At 46.4% G+C, this 19,383-nt stretch carries 14 protein-coding genes; 10 read left to right on the top strand and 4 right to left on the bottom strand.

Translation table 11 applies throughout. From position 1 onward, the window contains the following. Nucleotides 1-6: 6 nt before the first annotated feature. The gene (locus CLV93_RS01825; RefSeq protein ID WP_106540462.1) at nt 7-1,209 is read right to left on the bottom strand and encodes a M20 metallopeptidase family protein; all 1,203 of its coding nucleotides are present in this window, start codon (nt 1,207-1,209) and stop codon (nt 7-9) included. Continuing rightward, nucleotides 1,206-1,574 (bottom strand): sulfite exporter TauE/SafE family protein, encoded by a 369-nt coding sequence (locus CLV93_RS01820; RefSeq protein WP_106540461.1) that lies wholly within the window; start codon nt 1,572-1,574, stop codon nt 1,206-1,208. The genes CLV93_RS01825 and CLV93_RS01820 overlap by 4 nt, the downstream gene beginning before the upstream one ends. A gap of 194 nt (nt 1,575-1,768) precedes the next feature. Here CLV93_RS01820 and CLV93_RS01815 point away from each other — a divergent pair, with 194 nt between their 5' ends. The 5 genes from CLV93_RS01815 (at nt 1,769) to CLV93_RS01795 (ending at nt 9,076) form a co-directional block, all read left to right on the top strand. Then, the gene (locus CLV93_RS01815; protein ID WP_106540460.1) at nt 1,769-2,854 is read left to right on the top strand and encodes a DUF1573 domain-containing protein; all 1,086 of its coding nucleotides are present in this window, start codon (nt 1,769-1,771) and stop codon (nt 2,852-2,854) included. Nucleotides 2,855-2,979: 125 nt separating this feature from the next. After that, entirely contained in the window at nt 2,980-4,125 is a 1,146-nt protein-coding gene (gene meaB / locus CLV93_RS01810; RefSeq protein WP_106540459.1) for a methylmalonyl Co-A mutase-associated GTPase MeaB, read from the top strand. 211 nt (nt 4,126-4,336) lie between these two features. Next, complete coding sequence (locus tag CLV93_RS01805) at nt 4,337-5,434, top strand: AhpC/TSA family protein (protein WP_170108840.1); 1,098 nt, start codon at nt 4,337-4,339, stop codon at nt 5,432-5,434. A gap of 130 nt (nt 5,435-5,564) precedes the next feature. Continuing rightward, nucleotides 5,565-6,956 carry a dihydrolipoyl dehydrogenase gene (lpdA, locus tag CLV93_RS01800; RefSeq protein ID WP_106540457.1) on the top strand — a complete coding sequence of 464 codons (1,392 nt, stop codon included), beginning with the start codon at nt 5,565-5,567 and terminating at the stop codon, nt 6,954-6,956. Nucleotides 6,957-7,687: 731 nt separating this feature from the next. Then, nucleotides 7,688-9,076, top strand: coding sequence for a C1 family peptidase (locus CLV93_RS01795; RefSeq protein WP_174821570.1), 1,389 nt, complete (start codon nt 7,688-7,690; stop codon nt 9,074-9,076). A 113-nt stretch (nt 9,077-9,189) separates the two neighbouring features. Here the strand turns inward: CLV93_RS01795 and CLV93_RS01790 are convergent, their stop codons facing one another. After that, entirely contained in the window at nt 9,190-10,431 is a 1,242-nt protein-coding gene (locus CLV93_RS01790) for a serpin family protein (protein ID WP_170108839.1), read from the bottom strand. 300 nt (nt 10,432-10,731) lie between these two features. Here CLV93_RS01790 and CLV93_RS01785 point away from each other — a divergent pair, with 300 nt between their 5' ends. The 5 genes from CLV93_RS01785 to CLV93_RS01765 all read left to right on the top strand — a co-directional run bounded on the left by CLV93_RS01785 (nt 10,732) and on the right by CLV93_RS01765 (nt 18,470). After that, nucleotides 10,732-11,295, top strand: a complete 564-nt coding sequence (locus tag CLV93_RS01785) for an RNA polymerase sigma factor (RefSeq protein WP_106540455.1) — start codon at nt 10,732-10,734, stop codon at nt 11,293-11,295. Beyond that, nucleotides 11,289-12,758 carry an outer membrane beta-barrel protein gene (locus CLV93_RS01780; RefSeq protein WP_106540454.1) on the top strand — a complete coding sequence of 490 codons (1,470 nt, stop codon included), beginning with the start codon at nt 11,289-11,291 and terminating at the stop codon, nt 12,756-12,758. Before CLV93_RS01785 ends, CLV93_RS01780 begins: the two co-directional genes overlap by 7 nt. A gap of 77 nt (nt 12,759-12,835) precedes the next feature. Then, complete coding sequence (locus CLV93_RS01775; protein WP_246187177.1) at nt 12,836-13,861, top strand: lytic transglycosylase domain-containing protein; 1,026 nt, start codon at nt 12,836-12,838, stop codon at nt 13,859-13,861. Between the two features lie 9 nt (nt 13,862-13,870). Next, the gene (gene uvrA / locus CLV93_RS01770; protein ID WP_106540453.1) at nt 13,871-16,699 is read left to right on the top strand and encodes an excinuclease ABC subunit UvrA; all 2,829 of its coding nucleotides are present in this window, start codon (nt 13,871-13,873) and stop codon (nt 16,697-16,699) included. A gap of 103 nt (nt 16,700-16,802) precedes the next feature. Beyond that, entirely contained in the window at nt 16,803-18,470 is a 1,668-nt protein-coding gene (locus CLV93_RS01765; RefSeq protein ID WP_106540452.1) for a nucleoside kinase, read from the top strand. Nucleotides 18,471-18,545: 75 nt separating this feature from the next. On the opposite strand, the gene CLV93_RS01760 is transcribed toward CLV93_RS01765, so the two are convergent. Beyond that, nucleotides 18,546-19,259 (bottom strand): hypothetical protein, encoded by a 714-nt coding sequence (locus CLV93_RS01760; RefSeq protein WP_106540451.1) that lies wholly within the window; start codon nt 19,257-19,259, stop codon nt 18,546-18,548. Nucleotides 19,260-19,383 lie beyond the last annotated feature (124 nt).

Below are 19,383 nucleotides of genomic sequence, written 5' to 3'. Positions count from 1 at the left end.
TTTAGATTATTCTTTTTCCTGCTGCGAAAATCGGGCTGCCAGGTAAGCCATGTGCCCAACGGACGTTTCGAGTGCTTTCTCGTCGATATCGAAAGTAGGCGAGTGCAGTGATGCTGTTTCGCTACTTCCGGGTTTCTTCACGCCAAAGCGGAAAAAGGCCACCGGAAATTGTTGCGAATAATAGGCAAAATCTTCGCAGGTCATTCGCAATCCCATGTCTTCCACTCTTTCTTTACCCAGATATTCGACGGCAAACTCGCGGGCCTGCTTGGTCACTTCATGGTCGTTCATCAGCATGGGGTAGCCATGGTTGATTTGAAATTCACAGGTGGCCCCCATTCCTTCGGCGATTGCCTGACCAATTTTCTGAATCCGTTCCTTTGCTTCGGCCCGCCATGTTTCGTCCATGGTACGGAACGTACCGGAGACGTTCACTTCATCGGGGATAATGTTTGTGGCCCCTTCGGCAATTACTCTCCCGAAAGAAAGCACCGATGGGATATCGGCCGGAGCGTTACGGCTCACTACTTGCTGTAGTGCAGTAATGATGTGTGCCGTTGTTAAAACGGTATCTGTCAGTTTGTGTGGCAAAGCGCCATGTCCGCCTTTTCCCTTAACGGTGAAAAAGATTTCGTCACCCGAAGCCATGTACATCCCGGGACGGAAACCAACATGACCGGCTTCCATTTCCGGTAGCACATGTTGGGCCAGAATCAGTTCCGGTTTCGGATCATTCAATGCGCCCTCTTCTAACAACAGTTTTCCGCCTCCGGGAAATTGCTCTTCTCCCGGCTGGAAGATAAACAGGAACGTGCCGCGAAGTTTATGTTCCAGTTTCTTCAAGATTCGAATAACTCCCAATAAAGAGGCAGAGTGTGCATCGTGTCCGCAGGCATGCATCACGCCCCGGTTGAGCGAACAGTAACCCTGGTTGGAATTCTCGACAATAGGAAGGGCATCGATATCGGCGCGCAACGCAATCGTTCGTCCTCCCGGCAGTTTTCCGTCAAGCCGGGCAATGATGCCGGTTTTCACAATTCCCGTCCGATAGGAAACACCTATTTCGTCCAATTGATTTTGGATAAAATCGGAGGTTTCAAACTCTTCGAATGACAGCTCGGGGTATTGGTGTAAGTGGCGACGGATAGCCACGGTGTCGTCGAAATATTGCTGTGCCAGTTGTTGTATCTCTTTCTTCAATTCCATCATTTTCCAAAAAACATTTTAGCTCCGACAATTAACAGGAATAACGCAAAGATTCGTCGCATCAACTTCTCGGGAACAGCAATCGAAAACTGTGCTCCAACCCAGGCACCCAAAACGAAGATCAAGGTAATGATAATGGCATATTTCCAGTTGATGAAACCCTGTTTTTGGTAAGCCATGGCGGCCAGGATCCCGGTAGGTGGTAAGAGGATAGCCAAACTGGTTCCCTGCGCGGTGTGTTGTTCCATTCCGAAGAGATAGACCAGAGCCGGAATCAGGACAATACCGCCACCCACACCGAGTGCTCCACTAACGATCCCGGCGGTAAATCCGACCAGAACCAGCAACAAAACCTGCGATAGTTCCATAAATCATAGTTTTTGTCGAAGATACGAAATTCCCAAAGTACAACGTTATTAGAACGTAAAGAGCCGGACGCTGCCTACTTCCTAAATAGAATTAAAGAATGTTAAAACTGGTGCTTTTACAGGCCATTATCTGAAGTTGGTCTCAATAAGCGAATCATAATTTTATTAGTTTTGTTCAGATAAAATGTTGTATTATGAAGAGAACTGTTTCTGTTTTAGTATTATTTCTGTTCATGGCGGGTTTGAATTCGGCGGTCGCACAAAACCGGGCCACCATAAAATTCGATAACCTGGAACATAATTTTGGTACATTCAAGGAAGAACAAGGGAATGTATCGTATGATTTCAAATTTAAAAATACGGGTAACGCGCCTCTGATTGTTTCCTATGTGCGTTCTTCGTGTGGTTGCACAACCCCGGAGTGGACCCGGAAACCTGTGTCCCCCGGTGACGAGGGCCATATCAGGGTAACCTACAATCCACGCAACCGTCCGGGAAATTTTACCAAGACGATTAGTATCTCCTCAAATGCAACGAATCCGATGGTGGTTCTGAAGATTCGCGGTAAGGTGATTCCCCGTGTAAAAACACCCGAAGAACTTTATCCTCGCGAGGTTGGTCTGATTAGGATGCGTACCAATCATCTGGCTTTTGTGAAAATTAAAGATGATGAGGTCAGAACCGACAGCCTCCAATTCGTTAACCTGGGCGACAAGCCGGTGACGATTGGTGTGAAGCAGGCACCGTCATATCTGAAAGTGAACATCGTTCCGAAAACGGTACAACCCGGTAAGAAAGGTCATTTCGTGGTAACCTACGACGCCTCGAAAAAGAAAGAATACGGATTTGTGATCGATCGTGTGTATTTGACCGAAAACGGTGAATCGAACTATAATTACTCCATTGGTGTCAGCGCTACGATTGTGGAAGACTTCTCTAAACTGACTCCGCAACAGTTGGCCAATTCACCTAAAGTCGGTTTTGACGAGCGCGTGTTTAATTTCGGCGAAATCAGTGAAGGACAGAAAGTGAATCACGTTTTCCAGATTAAGAATACCGGTAAGAGCGATTTGGTTATCCGTCGCATCCGGGCATCGTGCGGATGTACTGCCGTTACTCCGGCTACAACCGTTATTAAGCCGGGCCAAAGCACCGATTTGAAAGTGGTCTTTAACTCGCATGGCAAACGTGGTCGTCAGAATAAATCGATTACGGTTATCACGAACGATCCCGATCAGCCAACAACGATTTTACGGATTACCGGAAATGTGAAGTCATAACCCGATTCAAAAATATTTATCAGGAAAACCTCCATTTTTGTGGAGGTTTTTTTATGTCCGAATACGCTGATTATTCCGTGTAAACGGAGTAAAAAATTGTAATTTCGCAGGAAAGTGAACAATAAATGAGCAAGGATAATCACCATAACAACCACCCTGAAAATGATCCGAACTACCTCGGATTGAACGTAAATAAAGGAATTGAGCAGCCTGATTCGGTGAATGAAGATTCCGTCAAGCGGTTTCTGAAAAAACGAAAACGCAAATTACTTCCGGCGGATGAATATGTGAAAGGAATTCTGGATGGAAACCGGACCTTGCTGAGCCAGGCAGTAACGCTGGTAGAAAGTAGCAATCCGGAACATCAGCAGCTGGCGCAGGACATTATTATTAAATGTCTGCCGTTTGCCGGAAACTCAACCCGGTTGGGAATTACCGGTGTGCCCGGAGCAGGAAAAAGTACATTTATCGAGGCGTTGGGCAAGCACATCACCGGAAAAGGTGGAAAGCTGGCCGTTCTGGCTATCGACCCCAGTTCCGAGCGGACGAAAGGTTCCATTCTTGGTGACAAAACCCGCATGGAAAGCCTGTCAGGTGATCCCAATGCTTACATCCGGCCCAGTCCTTCAGCAGGTTCGCTGGGCGGCGTGGCCCGGAAAACCCGCGAAACCATTGTTCTTTGCGAAGCCGCTGGATTCGATACCATTTTCATCGAAACCGTGGGAGTTGGACAATCCGAAACCGCGGTGCACTCTATGGTGGACTTTTTTCTGTTGATTCAGATTGCCGGAGCTGGCGACGAGTTGCAGGGAATCAAACGCGGCATCATCGAGATGTCCGATGCCATAGCCATCAACAAGGCTGATGGCAGTAACATCGAGAAAGCCAACATGGCCGCTTCGCAATTCCGCAATGCACTGCATCTTTTCCCGCCCACGGAATCGGGATGGATTCCAAAGGTACAGACCTGTTCATCGCTGGTAGGCACAGGCATTACTGAAATTTGGGATACTGTGAATGATTACGCCGATCGGACCCGGAAGAATGGATTTTTCAATCATCGTCGTCGGGAACAGGCAAAATACTGGATGTACGAATCGGTAAACGAAACGCTGAGAAACAATTTTTATGGCAATCCTGAAATAAAAAAGCAGTTGGATGGAATGGAGAAAGCAGTATTGAGCGACGAGATCAGTTCGTTTGTGGCTGCCCGAAGGTTGCTTGATATCTACTTCAAAACGTTCGGAAACAAAGATGAGAATCCGGAATAATGTCATTAGGAAAGCTGATTCCAGCGCCTGAAGGTCAGAGAAATATTGGTGGGTGAGTTATGTAATGCAGGAATTTCAGAACCGTTTTACTGATTCAGATCTTTTGATAACTTTGTTTATCACATTGAAATATGTTCAAGTATTGTTTCGTTAGTGTAAGAAAATATCTGATAGAAGGATAATATAAGCAACTATGAAAAAAATGAATCGAATGAAAAAACTCCTGTTTTTGCTGCTTGCCCTGGCTGCTTTCGCAGCTTGTTCGTCACCCGATGGATTTACCATTAAAGGGAATATCCAGGGGCAGGATTCCGGCGAAGTGGCTTTGTTGAAATATGATGGAAAGCAATGGAATGTGGAAGATACAACCAAGCTTGACAATGGAAACTTTGTACTGAAAGGCAAAACCGATTTACCCGAATTGCGCGTAATCCGGTTGGGCCAGAAAAAACTGGTTTCCCAGTTCTTCGCTGAAAACGGAAAAATAAATGTACAGGCTTACGCCGACAGTCTGGATAAAACGGTCGTAACAGGCTCAAAAGCAAACGACGTTTTTTCTCAGTTTACTGATGAAATGAAACGTCTTTCCAGTGAGGCTAAAGATATTCAGCAGCGATATGCCAAAGCCCGCATGAGCGGTGATGAAGATGGCATGAAAAAAGCGCAGATCGATATCGAAGCAATGGTGGACAACCAGAAAGTATTTGCCAAGAATTTTATCCGCGAGCATAAAAACAGTACGGTTGCTCCGTTCGTTGCTTTATGGCAGTTTGGTCAGAATGCCACTTACCAGGATTTGGATACACTGGTGGCTTTCTTCGACCCATCCATTAAGCAGTCAATTTATGTGAAAGAGCTGCAGAAAATGGCCGATCAGCGTCGTGTAACCGGAATTGGTGCCGTGGCTCCCGATTTTACCATGAACGATCCCGACGGAAATCCCTTTACACTGTCATCACTTCGTGGAAAATATGTACTGCTCGATTTCTGGGCATCGTGGTGTGGTCCCTGTCGCCAGGAAAATCCGAACGTGGTAAAAGTGTACAACGAGTACAAGGATAAAGGTTTTACTGTTTTGGGTGTGTCACTCGATCGTGATCATGACGCGTGGGTGAAAGCCATTAAGGATGATCACCTGACCTGGCACCAGGTTTCCGACCTGCAATATTGGAACAACAAGGTGGCCCGCGAATATGGTGTGACTAGTATTCCGCACTCACTGTTGTTGGATAAAGACGGAAAGATCATCGCTAAAAACCTTCGTGGTCCGGCGTTGGAGCAAAAGCTGAAAGAAATATTCGGCGAATAAAATATTTGTGCCGCTAAAAAGCCGTTCCGCAAGGGGCGGCTTTTTTTGCTTACGGCTTCCCCGAACATAACGAACTTTTCTTTGTTGGAAGAAGTGTAAAATTTTTTTCCGGAAAACGATTGATAAAAAAATGAACTACGATCTTTTAGTTATAGGAAGTGGTCCGGGCGGATATGTCGCCGCTATCAGGGCCTCACAGCTCGGTTTAAAAGTAGCTGTAGTTGAGAAAGAAAACGTGGGTGGAATCTGCCTGAACTGGGGATGTATTCCGACCAAATCGTTGCTGAAAAGCGCGCAGGTTTTCGAGTATACCAAACACGCAGCCGATTACGGTGTAGCTATCGACGGCGATATCAAGGCCGATTTTACCGGTATGGTAAAACGGAGTCGTGATGTAGCCGGTGGCATGAGCAACGGCGTTCAGTTTCTTTTCAAGAAGAATAAAATTGAAAAGATTGAAGGTTTTGGAAAGCTCGTTGCCAAAAACACCGTTGAGGTAACCGACAGCAAAGGGAAAAAAGAAAAGTATACAGCCAAGCACATCCTACTGGCCACAGGTGCTCACTCGAAGCAGCTGCCCAACCTGCCGCAGGACGGTAAAAAAATTATCGGTTACCGGGAGGCTCTTTCACTGGATAAACAACCCGAAAGCATGGTGGTTGTGGGCTCAGGAGCCATCGGAAGCGAGTTCGCCTATTTCTATTCAGCTATCGGAACCAAAGTAACGTTGGTCGAATTCATGCCGACCCTGGTTCCGAACGAAGACGCCGATGTAGCTGCTCAGCTTGGACGCTCGTTCAAGAAAATGGGTATGAAAGTAATGGTGAATTCTTCGGTCGAAAAGGTCGACACTTCAGGTAAGAAGTGTAAGGTGACCGTGAAAACCAAGAAAGGCGAAGAGCAGATTGAAGCCGACATCGTCCTTTCAGCGGTTGGTATCGAACCAAACCTCGAAGGCATTGGCCTGGAAGAGATGAAGATTGCTACCGAGAAAGGTAAAATCAAGGTAGACGATTATTACCGCACCAACGTGGAAGGTGTTTACGCCATCGGTGACATTGTTCACGGACCGGCATTGGCGCACGTGGCTTCCGCCGAAGGTATTATCTGTGTTGAGAAGATTGCCGGTGAAAACCCGCAGCCGCTCGATTATGGAAACATCCCGGCTAACACGTACACCACCCCTGAGATTGCTTCAGTCGGTATGACCGAGAAAGCTGCGAAGGAAGCTGGTTACGAACTGAAAGTCGGTAAATTCCCGTTCACGGCATCCGGTAAAGCAAAATCGGCCGGTGCTGCCGACGGTTTTGTGAAACTGATTTTCGATGCCAAATACGGCGAATTGCTCGGCGCCCACCTGATTGGTGCCAATGTAACCGAAATGATTGCCGAACTGGTGGTAGCCCGCAAACTGGAAATTACCGGTCACGAGCTCATCAAATCGGTTCACCCGCACCCAACCATGAGCGAAGCCGTGATGGAAGCTGCTGCTGCCGCTTTCGACGAGGTGATCCACATCTAAACAGAGATTTAATTCTATCGGGATACGAACCCTCCGGTTACTGCCATACCGGAGGGTTTTTTTATGCTTGCCTGAACCTTGTCTCTTTCCCGTTAGGTGCAAAGGAGCGTCTCCACGCGTTGTAACGGGTATTCTCCCGGAAACTGAAGCGCTTCATTCGGATCGGATTTAATACTTCCCGAAACCGGGGAAGCACATCGGCAATTAAATGCAGCTCCTCCCGAAACTGGGGCACTTCACTTCAGCGTGATGAATACCCTCCGGGAACTGAGGCACCTCTTTTCGGTGTGAAAAGCGTCCTCCCGAAACTGAGGCGTTTCGTTTCAGTGTGATGAGTATCCTCCCGGAACTGAGGCGCTTCATTGCAGCGTGCACGAACATCTCCCCGAAACTGAGGCACTTCATTTCAGTGTGATGAGTGTCCTGCAACAACTGAGGAGCTTCTTTTCAGCATGACGAGTCTCCTACCGTAACACAGACACTTCATCTCAGTGAGGTGAACACCCTCCGGGAACTGAGGCACCTCTTTTCAGTGTGACGAATGCCTTCCGGGAAACCGGGATACTTCAATTCAGTGAAAATAGTACTTCGGCAAAACGGGAGTAACTCAAAATCCGGGCATTTGGGGGGTGAATGCGCCACATTCAGCTAAAAACTGACGAAAGTTTCCCGACAGGTTTTTTCATATAAGTATATTTACCGTTCAACTTTAAACAAAACGATAAGTGAATATGATGAAGAAACTGACATTGCTGTTGCTACTGGGGGTGTGGGTTGCCAGCGCGGCCTGGGCTCAATCGGGGGCACTGACAGCAGACCAACTACAGAAGATCAGACAATCGTACCAAGAAGATTCGTACACCAAAGCGATGGAAAATGCGCTTTCGAACAACGATATTAATAAGCTGGCGCTGAACCGCGACAATGTGGATAAGGTCGACCAGCATTTTAAATACAAAGTGGATGACATTTCCGGCATAACCGACCAAAAAGGCTCGGGCCGTTGCTGGATGTTTACCTCGCTGAATATCTTCCGGCCGGTGGCCATGCGGCATTTCAACGTCGATGAGTTCGAGTTCTCGGAGAACTACCTCTATTTCTACGATATTTTCGAAAAGGCCAATCTGTTTCTGAACAATGTGGTTGCCAGTGCCGACCTTCCATTTACCAGTCGGAAAGTGAACTGGTATTTCAAATCACCGGTAGATGACGGTGGCGTTTGGAACTCCTTTGTCAACCTGGTGAACAAGTACGGGATGGTTCCCAAGAGTGTCATGCCCGAAACTCATTCGAGCGAGAACACCCGGAAGATGGTGAAGTTCATCGTGACCAAGTTGCGCGAAGATGGTTTGGAGTTGCGCCAGATGGTAGCCGACAAAAAATCGAAAACTGACATCGAGAACCGCCGGGTAGAGATGTTGGAAGGCGTTTACCGGATGCTGGCCCTGAACCTGGGAAATCCGCCGGAACAGTTCCGTTGGAGATACAAGGATAAAGACGGTAATCTTTCGGAATACAAAACCTACACACCGCAGCAATTCCGTGATGAAGTGTTGGGCGATATCAAACTGTCGGATTACGTCATGCTGATGAACGATCCGACACGCCCGTATTACAAACACTACGAAATCGAGAATTATCGCAATACCGAAGAAGGCATTAACTGGAACTATGTCAACCTTCCCAATGATGTCATCAAGCAGTTTGCCATCGAGTCGATTAAAAATAACGAGCCGATGTATGCTTCCTGCGATGTGGGCGCCTTCTATGTAAAAGGTTCAGGCGTATTGTCTACCGAGAATTACGACTATGGAGCGGTTTACGGTGTGAAATTCGGCATGGATAAAAAGCAGCGTATTTTGACTGGCGAGAGTGGTTCTTCACACGGAATGGCGCTGATTGCCGTTGATGTGAACGACCAGGGAAAACCCACCAAATGGCAGTTTGAAAACAGCTGGGGCCCGGATTCTGATTACCACGGTTACCTGACGTTTACCGACAACTGGTTCAATCAATACATGTTCCGGTTTGTTATCAACAAAAAATATCTCGACAGCAAAACATTGAAAGCCTGGAGCGAAAAAGCAGAAATGCTTCCGCCCTGGGACCCGATGTTCTGATAGGAAATTAAAAAATGAAGGGACGACTCATTTGGGCCGTCCCTTTTTTGTGCCTAAAAACACAGAGGTATGAATAAAAATATGGGTATTTGTTGGTCTTGGTATAATCCCTCTTAATTTTCTGACCTTGGGTCCGACAGTTGCCCCATAAACAAAATGGCCCCGGTATCTTCTTCCGTAATGAAGAAAAGGAAAGGATGGTCGGCATGAAATATTATTGGTGCATTCGGTCCGACAGATGTATAGCTCACAGTTACCGAGGTGGAAGCAGCAGCTTCTGTCCCTTCTTCATTTACTTCAATAAAAGTTTTATGTTTCACTTTGCTGATGTATAATCTTCCGTCGCTGTTGATATTTGTGAAGTCTGCCTCGGATTGCGAAAAAGCTTTAGGCATGCCTAAGGAGGCCAGCACGTCTTTCAGTCCGATTTCCCAGGAAAAGGTGAATTTGGGCAGCCAAACATCCAGTTCCACCGGTTGGCTCATTCCTTTCAAATAAGTCTGCCATGAATCGGCGTCCAGCGATTGCAATATCTCGGTATTTGATACCCCTTCGTTGGGCAGCATTACGAGCATCCTGAATTTCCCCCGTCCGTAAGGAAAAGCCGCCATCCGAAATTTGTTGGTCGCCAGGTACGACAGCTTCAGGTGTTTCCGCATCATCGGAACGTTGACTGTGTTGCCATCGGTCAGTGTGAATGGTTTATTCTGCGTGGCATTCGAATCGAATTTCTCCGCCCAGCTGCCTTTGAAATAAATAGCGTTCAAGAGGTACATCACATCATTTGGTTCGATGGAGGTAACCATTTTCTGAATCCGATCGTGCGTTTTCCGGCTGACCCAATCATTGATTTGATTCACGGCAGTGTTGTCAAAGGGAAGTCGGGTAACTTCCGCGTCGTAATAATCGTTATTGGTTTCGGTAAATTTATCGAGCACCTGAAAACTTTCCCGAATCCAGATGGAATTGGCAATGTCGAGATCGACACTGGTGTCGCAATTCCGCAAAGCGGGAATGAGTTTCTGGTAGGCAGTATTAATATCATCGGTCGTAAAGCCGCTGGACGACAATACCTGCTCCATTTGGGTGCGAGTATCGCCGTTAGCTCCGTTGAGGACCATGCTCAGCGCGCTTGAGATACTCAGCGGCGATATCATCAGGTTACTGCCCGCATCGGCGTTCTCAACGAGCGTACCAAACAGGTTAAATCCAAACTGATTATCTGAATTGACTATTTCAGTCGACTTCTCATCGAGTTTGATGTCGGTTCCGGGTGTATTATCATTCGCCCCGGAAGAACAACCGGTCATCGAAACCGGCAATAGAATCAGGGTAACTAGCTTCGTTAACTTCATGGCCTGGCATTTTGGAATTAGATGGGAGGAAGGCACATTTGGTTGCGTAGATAAAAATCCGAATAGTGACGCAACCATTTGAGACGGGCTTCGCGTCTAATCATTGAGTTTAGAAAAATACCGGTTAATCTAAATGAAATGAGAATGAATATTCATCCCCAAATACAGAGAGTTTATCAACATTTTTTAACAGAAATAGCTCGTGCATTGCGTTCTTATATTGGTGGAATTTATTTAGGTTGCAGTTTAATTTGATTCGGGCCTGATTTTTGATCGAGAATTCGAACTAAAGTATACTGCGTGACCGACCTGGACGATATCATAAAAAAATGCTCCGCTGGCGACCGAAAGTCGCAGTCCCTGCTATATCAACGCTTCGCAGGCAAGATGTACGGGGTCTGTCTGCGGTATTCCAAAGATGCCACCGAAGCGGAGGATAATCTTCAGGAGGGGTTTATCCGGGTCTTTACCAAGATTGACCAGTTTCAATTCAAAGGTTCGTTTGAGGGGTGGATGAGACGAATCATGGTAAACACGTCACTTGAAAAATTCCGCAAGCAAAATAATCTGTATCCGGTAGAGGATATTGCCGTATATGAGGGGAAACAATTGAGTGAAGATTTGTTGGCACAGATTAATGCCAATGAATTGCTCAAGTTGGTGCAGGAACTACCGGCTCGTTATCGTATGGTGTTCAACCTTTATGCGATTGAAGGATTTTCTCATAAGGAAATTGGAGAAATGATGGGGATTTCGGAAGGAACTTCCAAGTCGAACCTATCGAGGGCACGGGTGATATTGCAGAAGAAAGTATATGAAAGATTTGGTGTTGAAAGGAGCAAAGTCAACAATACAATATGTTAGCTGAAAAACACGATATTGACCAGCTTTTCCGGGACAGACTGGAGGGATTTGAAGAAACTCCTCCCATGTATGTTTGGAAAAATATCGAAGATTCGCTGGACAAGCGGAAGAAAGCGTATAGGCTGGCTTTGATAAAGGGATTGTCGATTGCAGCTGCGGTGGTTTTGGCGTTTATTGCCGGATGGATGGTGACCCAACCTCACCAGGAGCAAACGACAAACGAAGTGGCTGTAGTGCCGCAAAAAACGGTTACGCCCCAACCGGCTGACGTTGCCGGTGAAAAAACTACACCTGGTGCAACGCAAACGGTTGTTCCGGTCAAAATGGCTACACTTTCGGCTTCTGTGATGCCGGTGAAAATGATCGGAGGTCCCGGTAACGGAAGCAATCATACTGTACAGATAAACGAAGCGGCTGTTTTGGCTATGGCCGAAAGGAAGCAGGATGAGACCATGTCGGAAATCAACGCCCGCATACCGTCTGTTCCTTCTGGTAGTAACTCCGCATTGTCAGGTCGAAATGAAAGCTGGATTCAATTCCTGTCAAAGCATTTGGGGCTGGACAATGATAACGATTCGCAACTGGCAGCTTTAAAACAGAAGTTGAATGACCAGAGTATCATTGCTGACAACATTCAGAAGTACCAGGACGAAAAAGAGAATAAACCGATCAATCGATGGAGATTGGCAGCAGAAGCATCTCCTCTTTTTTCAGGACAGTCGTCATCAGGAGGTCATGGCGATTTGTATGCAGCAGCCAATGCGTTTTCAAGTGTCTCTCAGTCCTCTACTTCCACAGAACCCACATTCTCAGGCGGAGTGATGTTTGGTTATAAACTCAACAAGCGGTTATCAGTCAGATCGGGTATCGTGTACTCAAAGATCAGGCATAACACCAGCCGGGTTCCCGTTTTCGGCGACAATAATCCGGAATTTGCGAACGTCAGAACTGACTACGGAGTTAATTCCAACTCGACAGCCTATGCAGCTAATACCGAAGTTGGGATGGTTAACTTCCGGAAACCACCGTCTTCAATTAAGGACGGAGCATACCTGGCTGATTTGTCAAATGGTGTAGGTACTACAGCTTATGCCAGTAATGCCGATTTGAAGCAGAACCTGGAGTATATTGAGGTTCCGGTTTTGATAGCCTACCATCTCATCGACCGCAAAGTAAATGTCGATTTAACCGGAGGAATGAGTACCAACATTTTGGTCGGAAACAATGCTTCTCTATACGAAGGCGGCGTGAAGACCCAAAGCGGTGAAACCAGTCAATTGCGCGATCTGGTTTATGCCGGAACCGTTGGCCTCGGTTTGGGGTATGAGTTGAGTAAACGGGTGACCGTGACACTGGAACCCAGGATAAAATATTATCTCAATTCCATTAGTACAAGCAGTGAAATCAATTACCGTCCGTACCAGTTGGGTATTTACACGGGATTGACTTATGCATTTAATTAAAATTCTGCCTGCTTTGGGGGTTTGAATCGGTTTTCAAAAAGGTTATCTTTGAGATTCGAATTTAAAACCCTGGAAAATTGAAGGAGAGGAATTTATCACGCGAGAGGGGGAGTCTGAACAGCATTTCCATTTTTTTATCGGTAATTGCCATTGGAGTCATCATCGGAGGATTGTTTTTCAACAGCACCAGTGATGACAATACGAAATCGCCATATTCACTGAATCACAATACAGGAAAGGTTTTTTTCAGTCCGCCTGAGTTACCCGATACGCTTAACTTTGCAGGCGAACCGGTTCCCTTACAGGATTTTGATGTGAAGGAAGCACTCGATCGGGAAATGTTGGTGAATACCTATTTTCATTCCCAAACGTTACTTTTTATCAAGAAGGCACCACGCTATTTTAACGTGATTGAGCCCATACTGAAGGAACAGGGCGTTCCCGATGACTTCAAATATCTGGCTCTGGCCGAAAGCAGTTTTTTCGATCGGGCAGTGAGTCCGGCTGGTGCTGTGGGCATTTGGCAGTTTATGAAACCGACCGCCCGCGATTATGGTTTGGAGGTGAATAATGAGGTGGACGAACGGTACAATCTGGTGAAAGCCACGCAGGCCGCTTGCAAATACCTGAAGCACAATTACGAGAAATATGGTAGTTGGACCATGGTGGCAGCGGCTTACAATGCTGGCCGTACCGGTGTGGCGCGGCAAATTGTTCGTCAGAAGAACCACAATTATTACGATTTGTTATTAGGTGAGGAAACCGGGCGGTATGTTTATCGCATACTGGCGTTGAAATTGATTCTGAGCGATCCTGAAAACTATGGATTTAAAGTTCCGAAGGATGAAATCTACCCGATCATTCCGACCTATAACGTAACAATCGACGGGCCGGTAGATGATTTTGCCGATTTTGCCCGGGAGCACGGTGTGAATTACAAAATATTGAAATATTTCAATCCCTGGTTGAGGGAAACAACTTTGTCCAATCCGTCAGGAAAGACCTACGTCATCAGGTTACCTGAAAAAGGTTACCGCACTTTTCATTGGGACCAGGAGATGAATAAAGCAGAGCAGGATTCTATTTCCGACCAGGACGAATAAGCAGATTGAATGAACAAAGAAGATAAAATTGTTGTGAGGGGCGCACGTGTGCACAACCTCCGCAACATTGATGTTGAGATACCACGCAACAAACTGACGGTAATTTCCGGCCTATCGGGAAGTGGAAAATCGTCACTGGCATTCGATACCATTTACGCAGAAGGACAACGACGCTACATCGAGACTTTCTCCGCGTATGCCCGTTCGTTTCTGGGCAACATGGAACGTCCCGATGTGGACGAAATCAGTGGCTTAAGCCCGGTGATTTCCATCGAACAGAAAACAACGAATAAAAATCCACGGTCTACAGTCGGAACGGTCACCGAAATTTATGACTTCCTCCGATTGCTTTATGCCCGGGCCGGTATTGCTTATTCGTACAACACCGGCGAGAAAATGGTGAAGTACACCGACGAGCAGATCATCAATTTGATTCTGGAGCGTTTCGACGGCAAACCAACCATTATTCTGGCTCCGGTAGTAAAAGGGCGTAAAGGGCACTACCGTGAATTGTTCGAGCAGATTCGCCGCAAGGGATTTTTGTACGCCCGCGTCGATGGCGAGGTTCGCGAAATGACGCATGGCCTGAAAGTCGATCGTTACAAGAATCACCACATCGAAATTGTGATCGATAAACTGGTGGTTGATTCGGCTGATCGGAAGCGTTTGCGTGATTCGGTGGAAACCGCGATGAAACACGGAGGCGGAATCATCATGATCCAGGAAAAAGGAAGTGATGAAGCGAAATACTATTCCCGTCACCTGATGTGCCCGACGACCGGAATTTCCTATAACGAGCCGGCGCCGCACAGTTTTTCATTTAACTCACCGCAGGGAGCTTGTCCGAAGTGTAACGGCCTGGGAGAAGTAACCGAAATCGATAATGACAAGATTATTCCCGATCCGTCGGTAAGTATTGCCAAAGGTGGAATTGCTCCGCTAGGATCCTATAAAAACTCGCTGATATTTTGGCAAATCGAGGCGTTGGCCGAGAAATACGGAGTAACCTTAAAAACGCCGTTGAGCAAGTACCCGGAAGAAGCTATCGATGCCATTCTTTTCGGCACAAGTGAACGGATTCAGTTAAAAAATACGCCGCTGGGCAGCTCGGTCAATTACATGATGAGCTACGAAGGTGTGGTGAAGTATATCGTCAATCAGAAAAGTGACAATCCGTCGAAAAAGGCGCAAAAGTGGGCTGACCAGTTTCATAAAACCAATGTATGCCCGGTCTGCAACGGTCAACGGTTGAATAAAGAAGCTCTCCATTTCAAGATCGACGAAAAAAATATTGCCGAACTATCGAAGATGGACATTGGCGAACTCTCAATGTTTCTCGAGAATATTGAGTCCCGGTTGACTGAACGACAGCGTTTGATTGGCTCGGAAGTATTAAAAGAAATTCGGGATCGGTTACGATTCCTGCTGGACGTTGGCTTGGAATACCTTTCGCTCGATCGTTCGGCCCGGAGTCTTTCGGGTGGAGAATCACAGCGTATCCGGTTGGCCACGCAAATTGGTTCGCAACTGGTTAACGTGCTGTATATTCTCGATGAGCCGAGCATCGGTTTGCACCATCGCGATAACCTGCGTCTCATTAATTCATTGCAGCAACTTCGGGACACCGGAAACTCGGTTGTTGTGGTGGAGCACGACCGTGACATGATAATGGAATCTGATTACCTGGTGGACATGGGACCGTTTGCCGGTCGGCATGGCGGCGAAGTTGTGGCAGCTGGCGATCCACACGAATTGTTAAAGCTGAACACCCTCACATCGGCCTACCTGAATGGCGTCAAGAAGATTGCCATCCCGGAAAAGAGGAGAGAAGGAAACGGTGAGGTACTTCGAATCAAAGGAGCGAGCGGTAATAACCTGAAAAAGGTCGATGTCGAGTTCCCGTTAGGAAAATTCATCTGCGTTACAGGCGTTTCCGGAAGTGGAAAATCAACGTTGATTAATGAAACTCTGCAGCCAATTCTGAGTCAACATTTCTATAAATCGGTGAAAGATCCGCTTCCTTACGAAAAAATTGAAGGGCTCGAACATATCGATAAGGTAGTACAAGTCGACCAGTCACCGCTGGGACGGACGCCGCGTTCCAACCCGGCAACCTATACCGGTGTCTTTTCCGATATTCGTAATCTTTTTGCGATGTTGCCGGAATCGAAAGTTCGTGGCTATAAACCCGGCCGTTTCTCGTTTAACGTGAAAGGCGGGCGCTGCGAAGAGTGCCAGGGAGCCGGGATGAAGGTTATCGAGATGAATTTCCTGCCGGATGTGTACGTGCATTGTGATAAGTGCAATGGCCGACGCTACAACCGCGAAACGCTGGAAGTACGGCATAAAGGGAAATCCATCAGCGATGTGCTGGATATGACCATTAATCAGGGTGTTGAATTCTTCGAGAATATCCCGTCGATTTTAACCAAGTTGAAAAGTCTGCAGGAAGTAGGACTGGGTTATATCACCTTAGGGCAGTCGTCAACGACTTTGTCGGGAGGTGAATCACAGCGGGTCAAACTGGCTTCGGAGCTTAGCAAACGCGATACCGGTAAAACCATTTATATCCTGGACGAACCCACTACCGGTCTTCATTTCGAAGATATCAGGGTACTGCTCGATGTACTGAATAAACTGGTCGAACGGGGAAATACGGTAATTGTTATCGAGCACAACATGGATGTGATCAAGGTCGCTGATCATATCATCGACATTGGCCCGGAAGGCGGACGAACCGGTGGAAAAGTTGTTTGTACCGGAACGCCGGAACAAGTTGTTAAACACAAGAATTCTTACACCGCTCGTTTCCTGAAGGAAGAGCTAAAAAGAAAATAAGGGCAGGCAGGATAAACCTCCCGCAAGTGCATGTGACATTTTGATTGCAATTGAACAAAATGTGTTAACTTGATGCCCCCATTCATTCGAAAACAGCCTTTTTATGGTAAGAGATATTGAATTGCAATGCGAAAACAGTGGAAAGCTCTGCACGTTTCCGCTGGGAACTACACTCGGTGAAATCGCCGGTAGTATGGACGTCTCATTACCGTCTCCTATTTTGGGGGCTTACGTAAACAACCGCGTAAAACCACTCGATTTTGAATTGGTTAAGCCCAAGAAAATAGAATTCTTCGATTACAGCAATACCGATGGGCAACGAATGTACCTTCGTTCATTGTCGTTTGTTTTGTATATAGCGGTGCGGAATATCTGGCCTGAGGCGCAATTGAAAATCGATCACGCTATTTCGAAAGGCTATTACTGCGAAATAGAGAATTTAGGAAGACCGCTTACCGAGCAGGATGTGTGGACACTTCGGGAGGAGATGCATGAGCTAATCGACAAAGATTTACCTATTTCCCGAAAAAGGGTACTGACTGAAGAAGCGGTTGAAATATTTGAGCAGGAAGGTTTACATCGCAAAGCGGAACTTTTCAAAGAGTACGGCCGTATCTATGCGCCGATTCTGTGCCTGGCCGACAGGCGAGACTTTTTCTATGGACACGTGTTGCCTTCTACCGGTTATTTGAAGCATTTCGGACTCGAGAAATACTATGACGGTCTTCTTTTACGGGTTCCGAATCCGGAATCTCCCAATGAACTGGAGCCGATGGTTCGGCAGGAAAAGTTGTTTGAAATTTTCCGGGAGCACAAGGAATGGGCAGGAATTCTTCAGATAGAGGATATTGCAGGATTGAATGAACAGGTTCGTCAAAAGCGAGCCGGCGAAATCATCAAAATATCAGAGGCTCTTCACGAAAAGAAAATCGTGGAAATTGCCAACCAGATTTATGCGCGACGCGATAAGGTTAACCTGGTGTTAATTGCCGGACCTTCGAGTTCCGGTAAAACAACTTTCAGTAAGCGGTTAGGAATTCAGCTGGCTGTTGTGGGAATGCGGCCCATCTCCATTTCGTTGGATGATTTCTTTGTGGATAGGGAACACACTCCCAAAGACGAATCGGGCGATTATGATTTCGAAGCGTTGGAAGCCATCGATATTGCGTATTTCAATGAGTTTTTGACCAAGTTAATGAACGGTGAAACCGTTGAGCGTCCGGTGTTCGATTTCCATAGCGGGGAGCGGGTGTTCAAAGGGGAGATGCTGAAGTTGGAGGAGAACAGCATCCTCATCATCGAAGGGATTCACGGGTTGAATCCCGGTTTGATTCCAGGAATTGACACCGAGCGGATTTTCAAAATTTTCATCTCAGCGCTGACCCAGATTTCCATTGATGAGCACACCTATATTCCCACGACGGACAACCGTTTGTTGAGGCGCATTATTCGCGACAGCAAGTATCGCGGCTACGATGCCCGGACGACTATCCAACGCTGGCCCAGTGTGCGCAGGGGAGAGGATACACATATCTTCCCTTACCAGGAAAATGCCGATGTGATGTTCAATTCGGCCCTGATTTATGAGTTAGGGGTTTTGAAACGGTATGCAGAACATCTGTTGGAGCTTGTTCCTGAGAATGCGCCGGAATATGCTGAAGCCGTTCGATTGCTGGTATTCATTTCCTATTTCTATCCGATTTCATCACAGGAAATACCGCCCACTTCGGTGTTGCGCGAATTTTTGGGAGGGAGTAGTTTCAACTACTGATAAAAATTCCCCAATCCGCTTATTGTAATTATTATTGGATAAGCGGATCGGGGAATCAAATATTTGCCGAGATGCTTATAATTCTATAGCAACAGAAAAAACAAGATTGTTGAAATGGGTGTCAACATAGTGAGCAATCATTGAATTAAAATCGTTTCCTGACCAGTAATAGGCTCCGTCTTTTATTAAAGAACGATCATAATTTAGCGAAAGAAGCAGGCGAGTCTTTTGGCTTTTTCCTAATCCGATACGATAACCTCCTCCTAACCGGTAAAAATGTCCACTATTGGCATGGAGTAACTTTGTGAATATCCCAACGTCCGTTACCAGGAAAGGTGCGTTGGCTTTATTTGTCAAACAGTATCTCCCATTCAGAAACACAGGAACAGTGTTTGGCTGTGCGCCAATTCCTGCTCCAAGGGAAAACTTCTGCGTAATATACCATCCGGCTATAACGTTAATACCTAATCCACTCATTGAGTCGAATTCATATTGACTTCCGGAATAGATATTGCCATTTGGGGAAACAGGAACTTGATTTTGTGTTTCTGCATTAGCAAAGGTGTCTGCATATTTACTACTGACCAACCTGTTGTTTGTAGTGATAAGTACAGAGCTCCCGAACATGGTAAACAAGCCATGATTTGCTTTCTCTTTTTTTACTTCCTGTGCCATGGAAACAAGCGGTAGTAATATCGTCAGTAGAAGCAATAATAATTTCATATTCACATATTTAATAGTGGTAAAACTAATTTTTTGTAATTCTGCTTCCCCTCCATTGGCCTCCATATTTTGCCATGCCAAACATGCTGATTTCCTTATTCATTGAGTAAGAAGGGTTTGCTTCTCCAATCGAAATGGCAGGAGAGGCACTTTGTCCATTCAAGCTAATGCCTAAGACAACGCTACTGGG

The sequence above is a fragment of the Prolixibacter denitrificans genome (assembly GCF_003014495.1).
GTDB classification, from domain to species: domain Bacteria; phylum Bacteroidota; class Bacteroidia; order Bacteroidales; family Prolixibacteraceae; genus Prolixibacter; species Prolixibacter denitrificans.
The sequence above is the reverse complement of the archived record's forward strand: the minus strand, read 5'-3'. Positions and strand labels throughout refer to the sequence as shown.

What these genes read in the sequence shown, in the direction of transcription:
- CLV93_RS01780 (WP_106540454.1), top strand. Translation starts at nt 11,289, where the DNA reads ATGTTAGCTGAAAAACACGATATTGACCAGCTTTTCCGGGACAGACTG.
- CLV93_RS01825 (WP_106540462.1), bottom strand. Translation starts at nt 1,209, where the DNA reads ATGATGGAATTGAAGAAAGAGATACAACAACTGGCACAGCAATATTTC.
- CLV93_RS01760 (WP_106540451.1), bottom strand. Translation starts at nt 19,259, where the DNA reads ATGGAGGCCAATGGAGGGGAAGCAGAATTACAAAAAATTAGTTTTACC.
- uvrA (WP_106540453.1), top strand. Translation starts at nt 13,871, where the DNA reads ATGAACAAAGAAGATAAAATTGTTGTGAGGGGCGCACGTGTGCACAAC.
- CLV93_RS01790 (WP_170108839.1), bottom strand. Translation starts at nt 10,431, where the DNA reads ATGAAGTTAACGAAGCTAGTTACCCTGATTCTATTGCCGGTTTCGATG.
- CLV93_RS01805 (WP_170108840.1), top strand. Translation starts at nt 4,337, where the DNA reads ATGAAAAAACTCCTGTTTTTGCTGCTTGCCCTGGCTGCTTTCGCAGCT.
- CLV93_RS01795 (WP_174821570.1), top strand. Translation starts at nt 7,688, where the DNA reads ATGATGAAGAAACTGACATTGCTGTTGCTACTGGGGGTGTGGGTTGCC.
- CLV93_RS01820 (WP_106540461.1), bottom strand. Translation starts at nt 1,574, where the DNA reads ATGGAACTATCGCAGGTTTTGTTGCTGGTTCTGGTCGGATTTACCGCC.
- CLV93_RS01765 (WP_106540452.1), top strand. Translation starts at nt 16,803, where the DNA reads ATGGTAAGAGATATTGAATTGCAATGCGAAAACAGTGGAAAGCTCTGC.
- CLV93_RS01815 (WP_106540460.1), top strand. Translation starts at nt 1,769, where the DNA reads ATGAAGAGAACTGTTTCTGTTTTAGTATTATTTCTGTTCATGGCGGGT.
- lpdA (WP_106540457.1), top strand. Translation starts at nt 5,565, where the DNA reads ATGAACTACGATCTTTTAGTTATAGGAAGTGGTCCGGGCGGATATGTC.
- meaB (WP_106540459.1), top strand. Translation starts at nt 2,980, where the DNA reads ATGAGCAAGGATAATCACCATAACAACCACCCTGAAAATGATCCGAAC.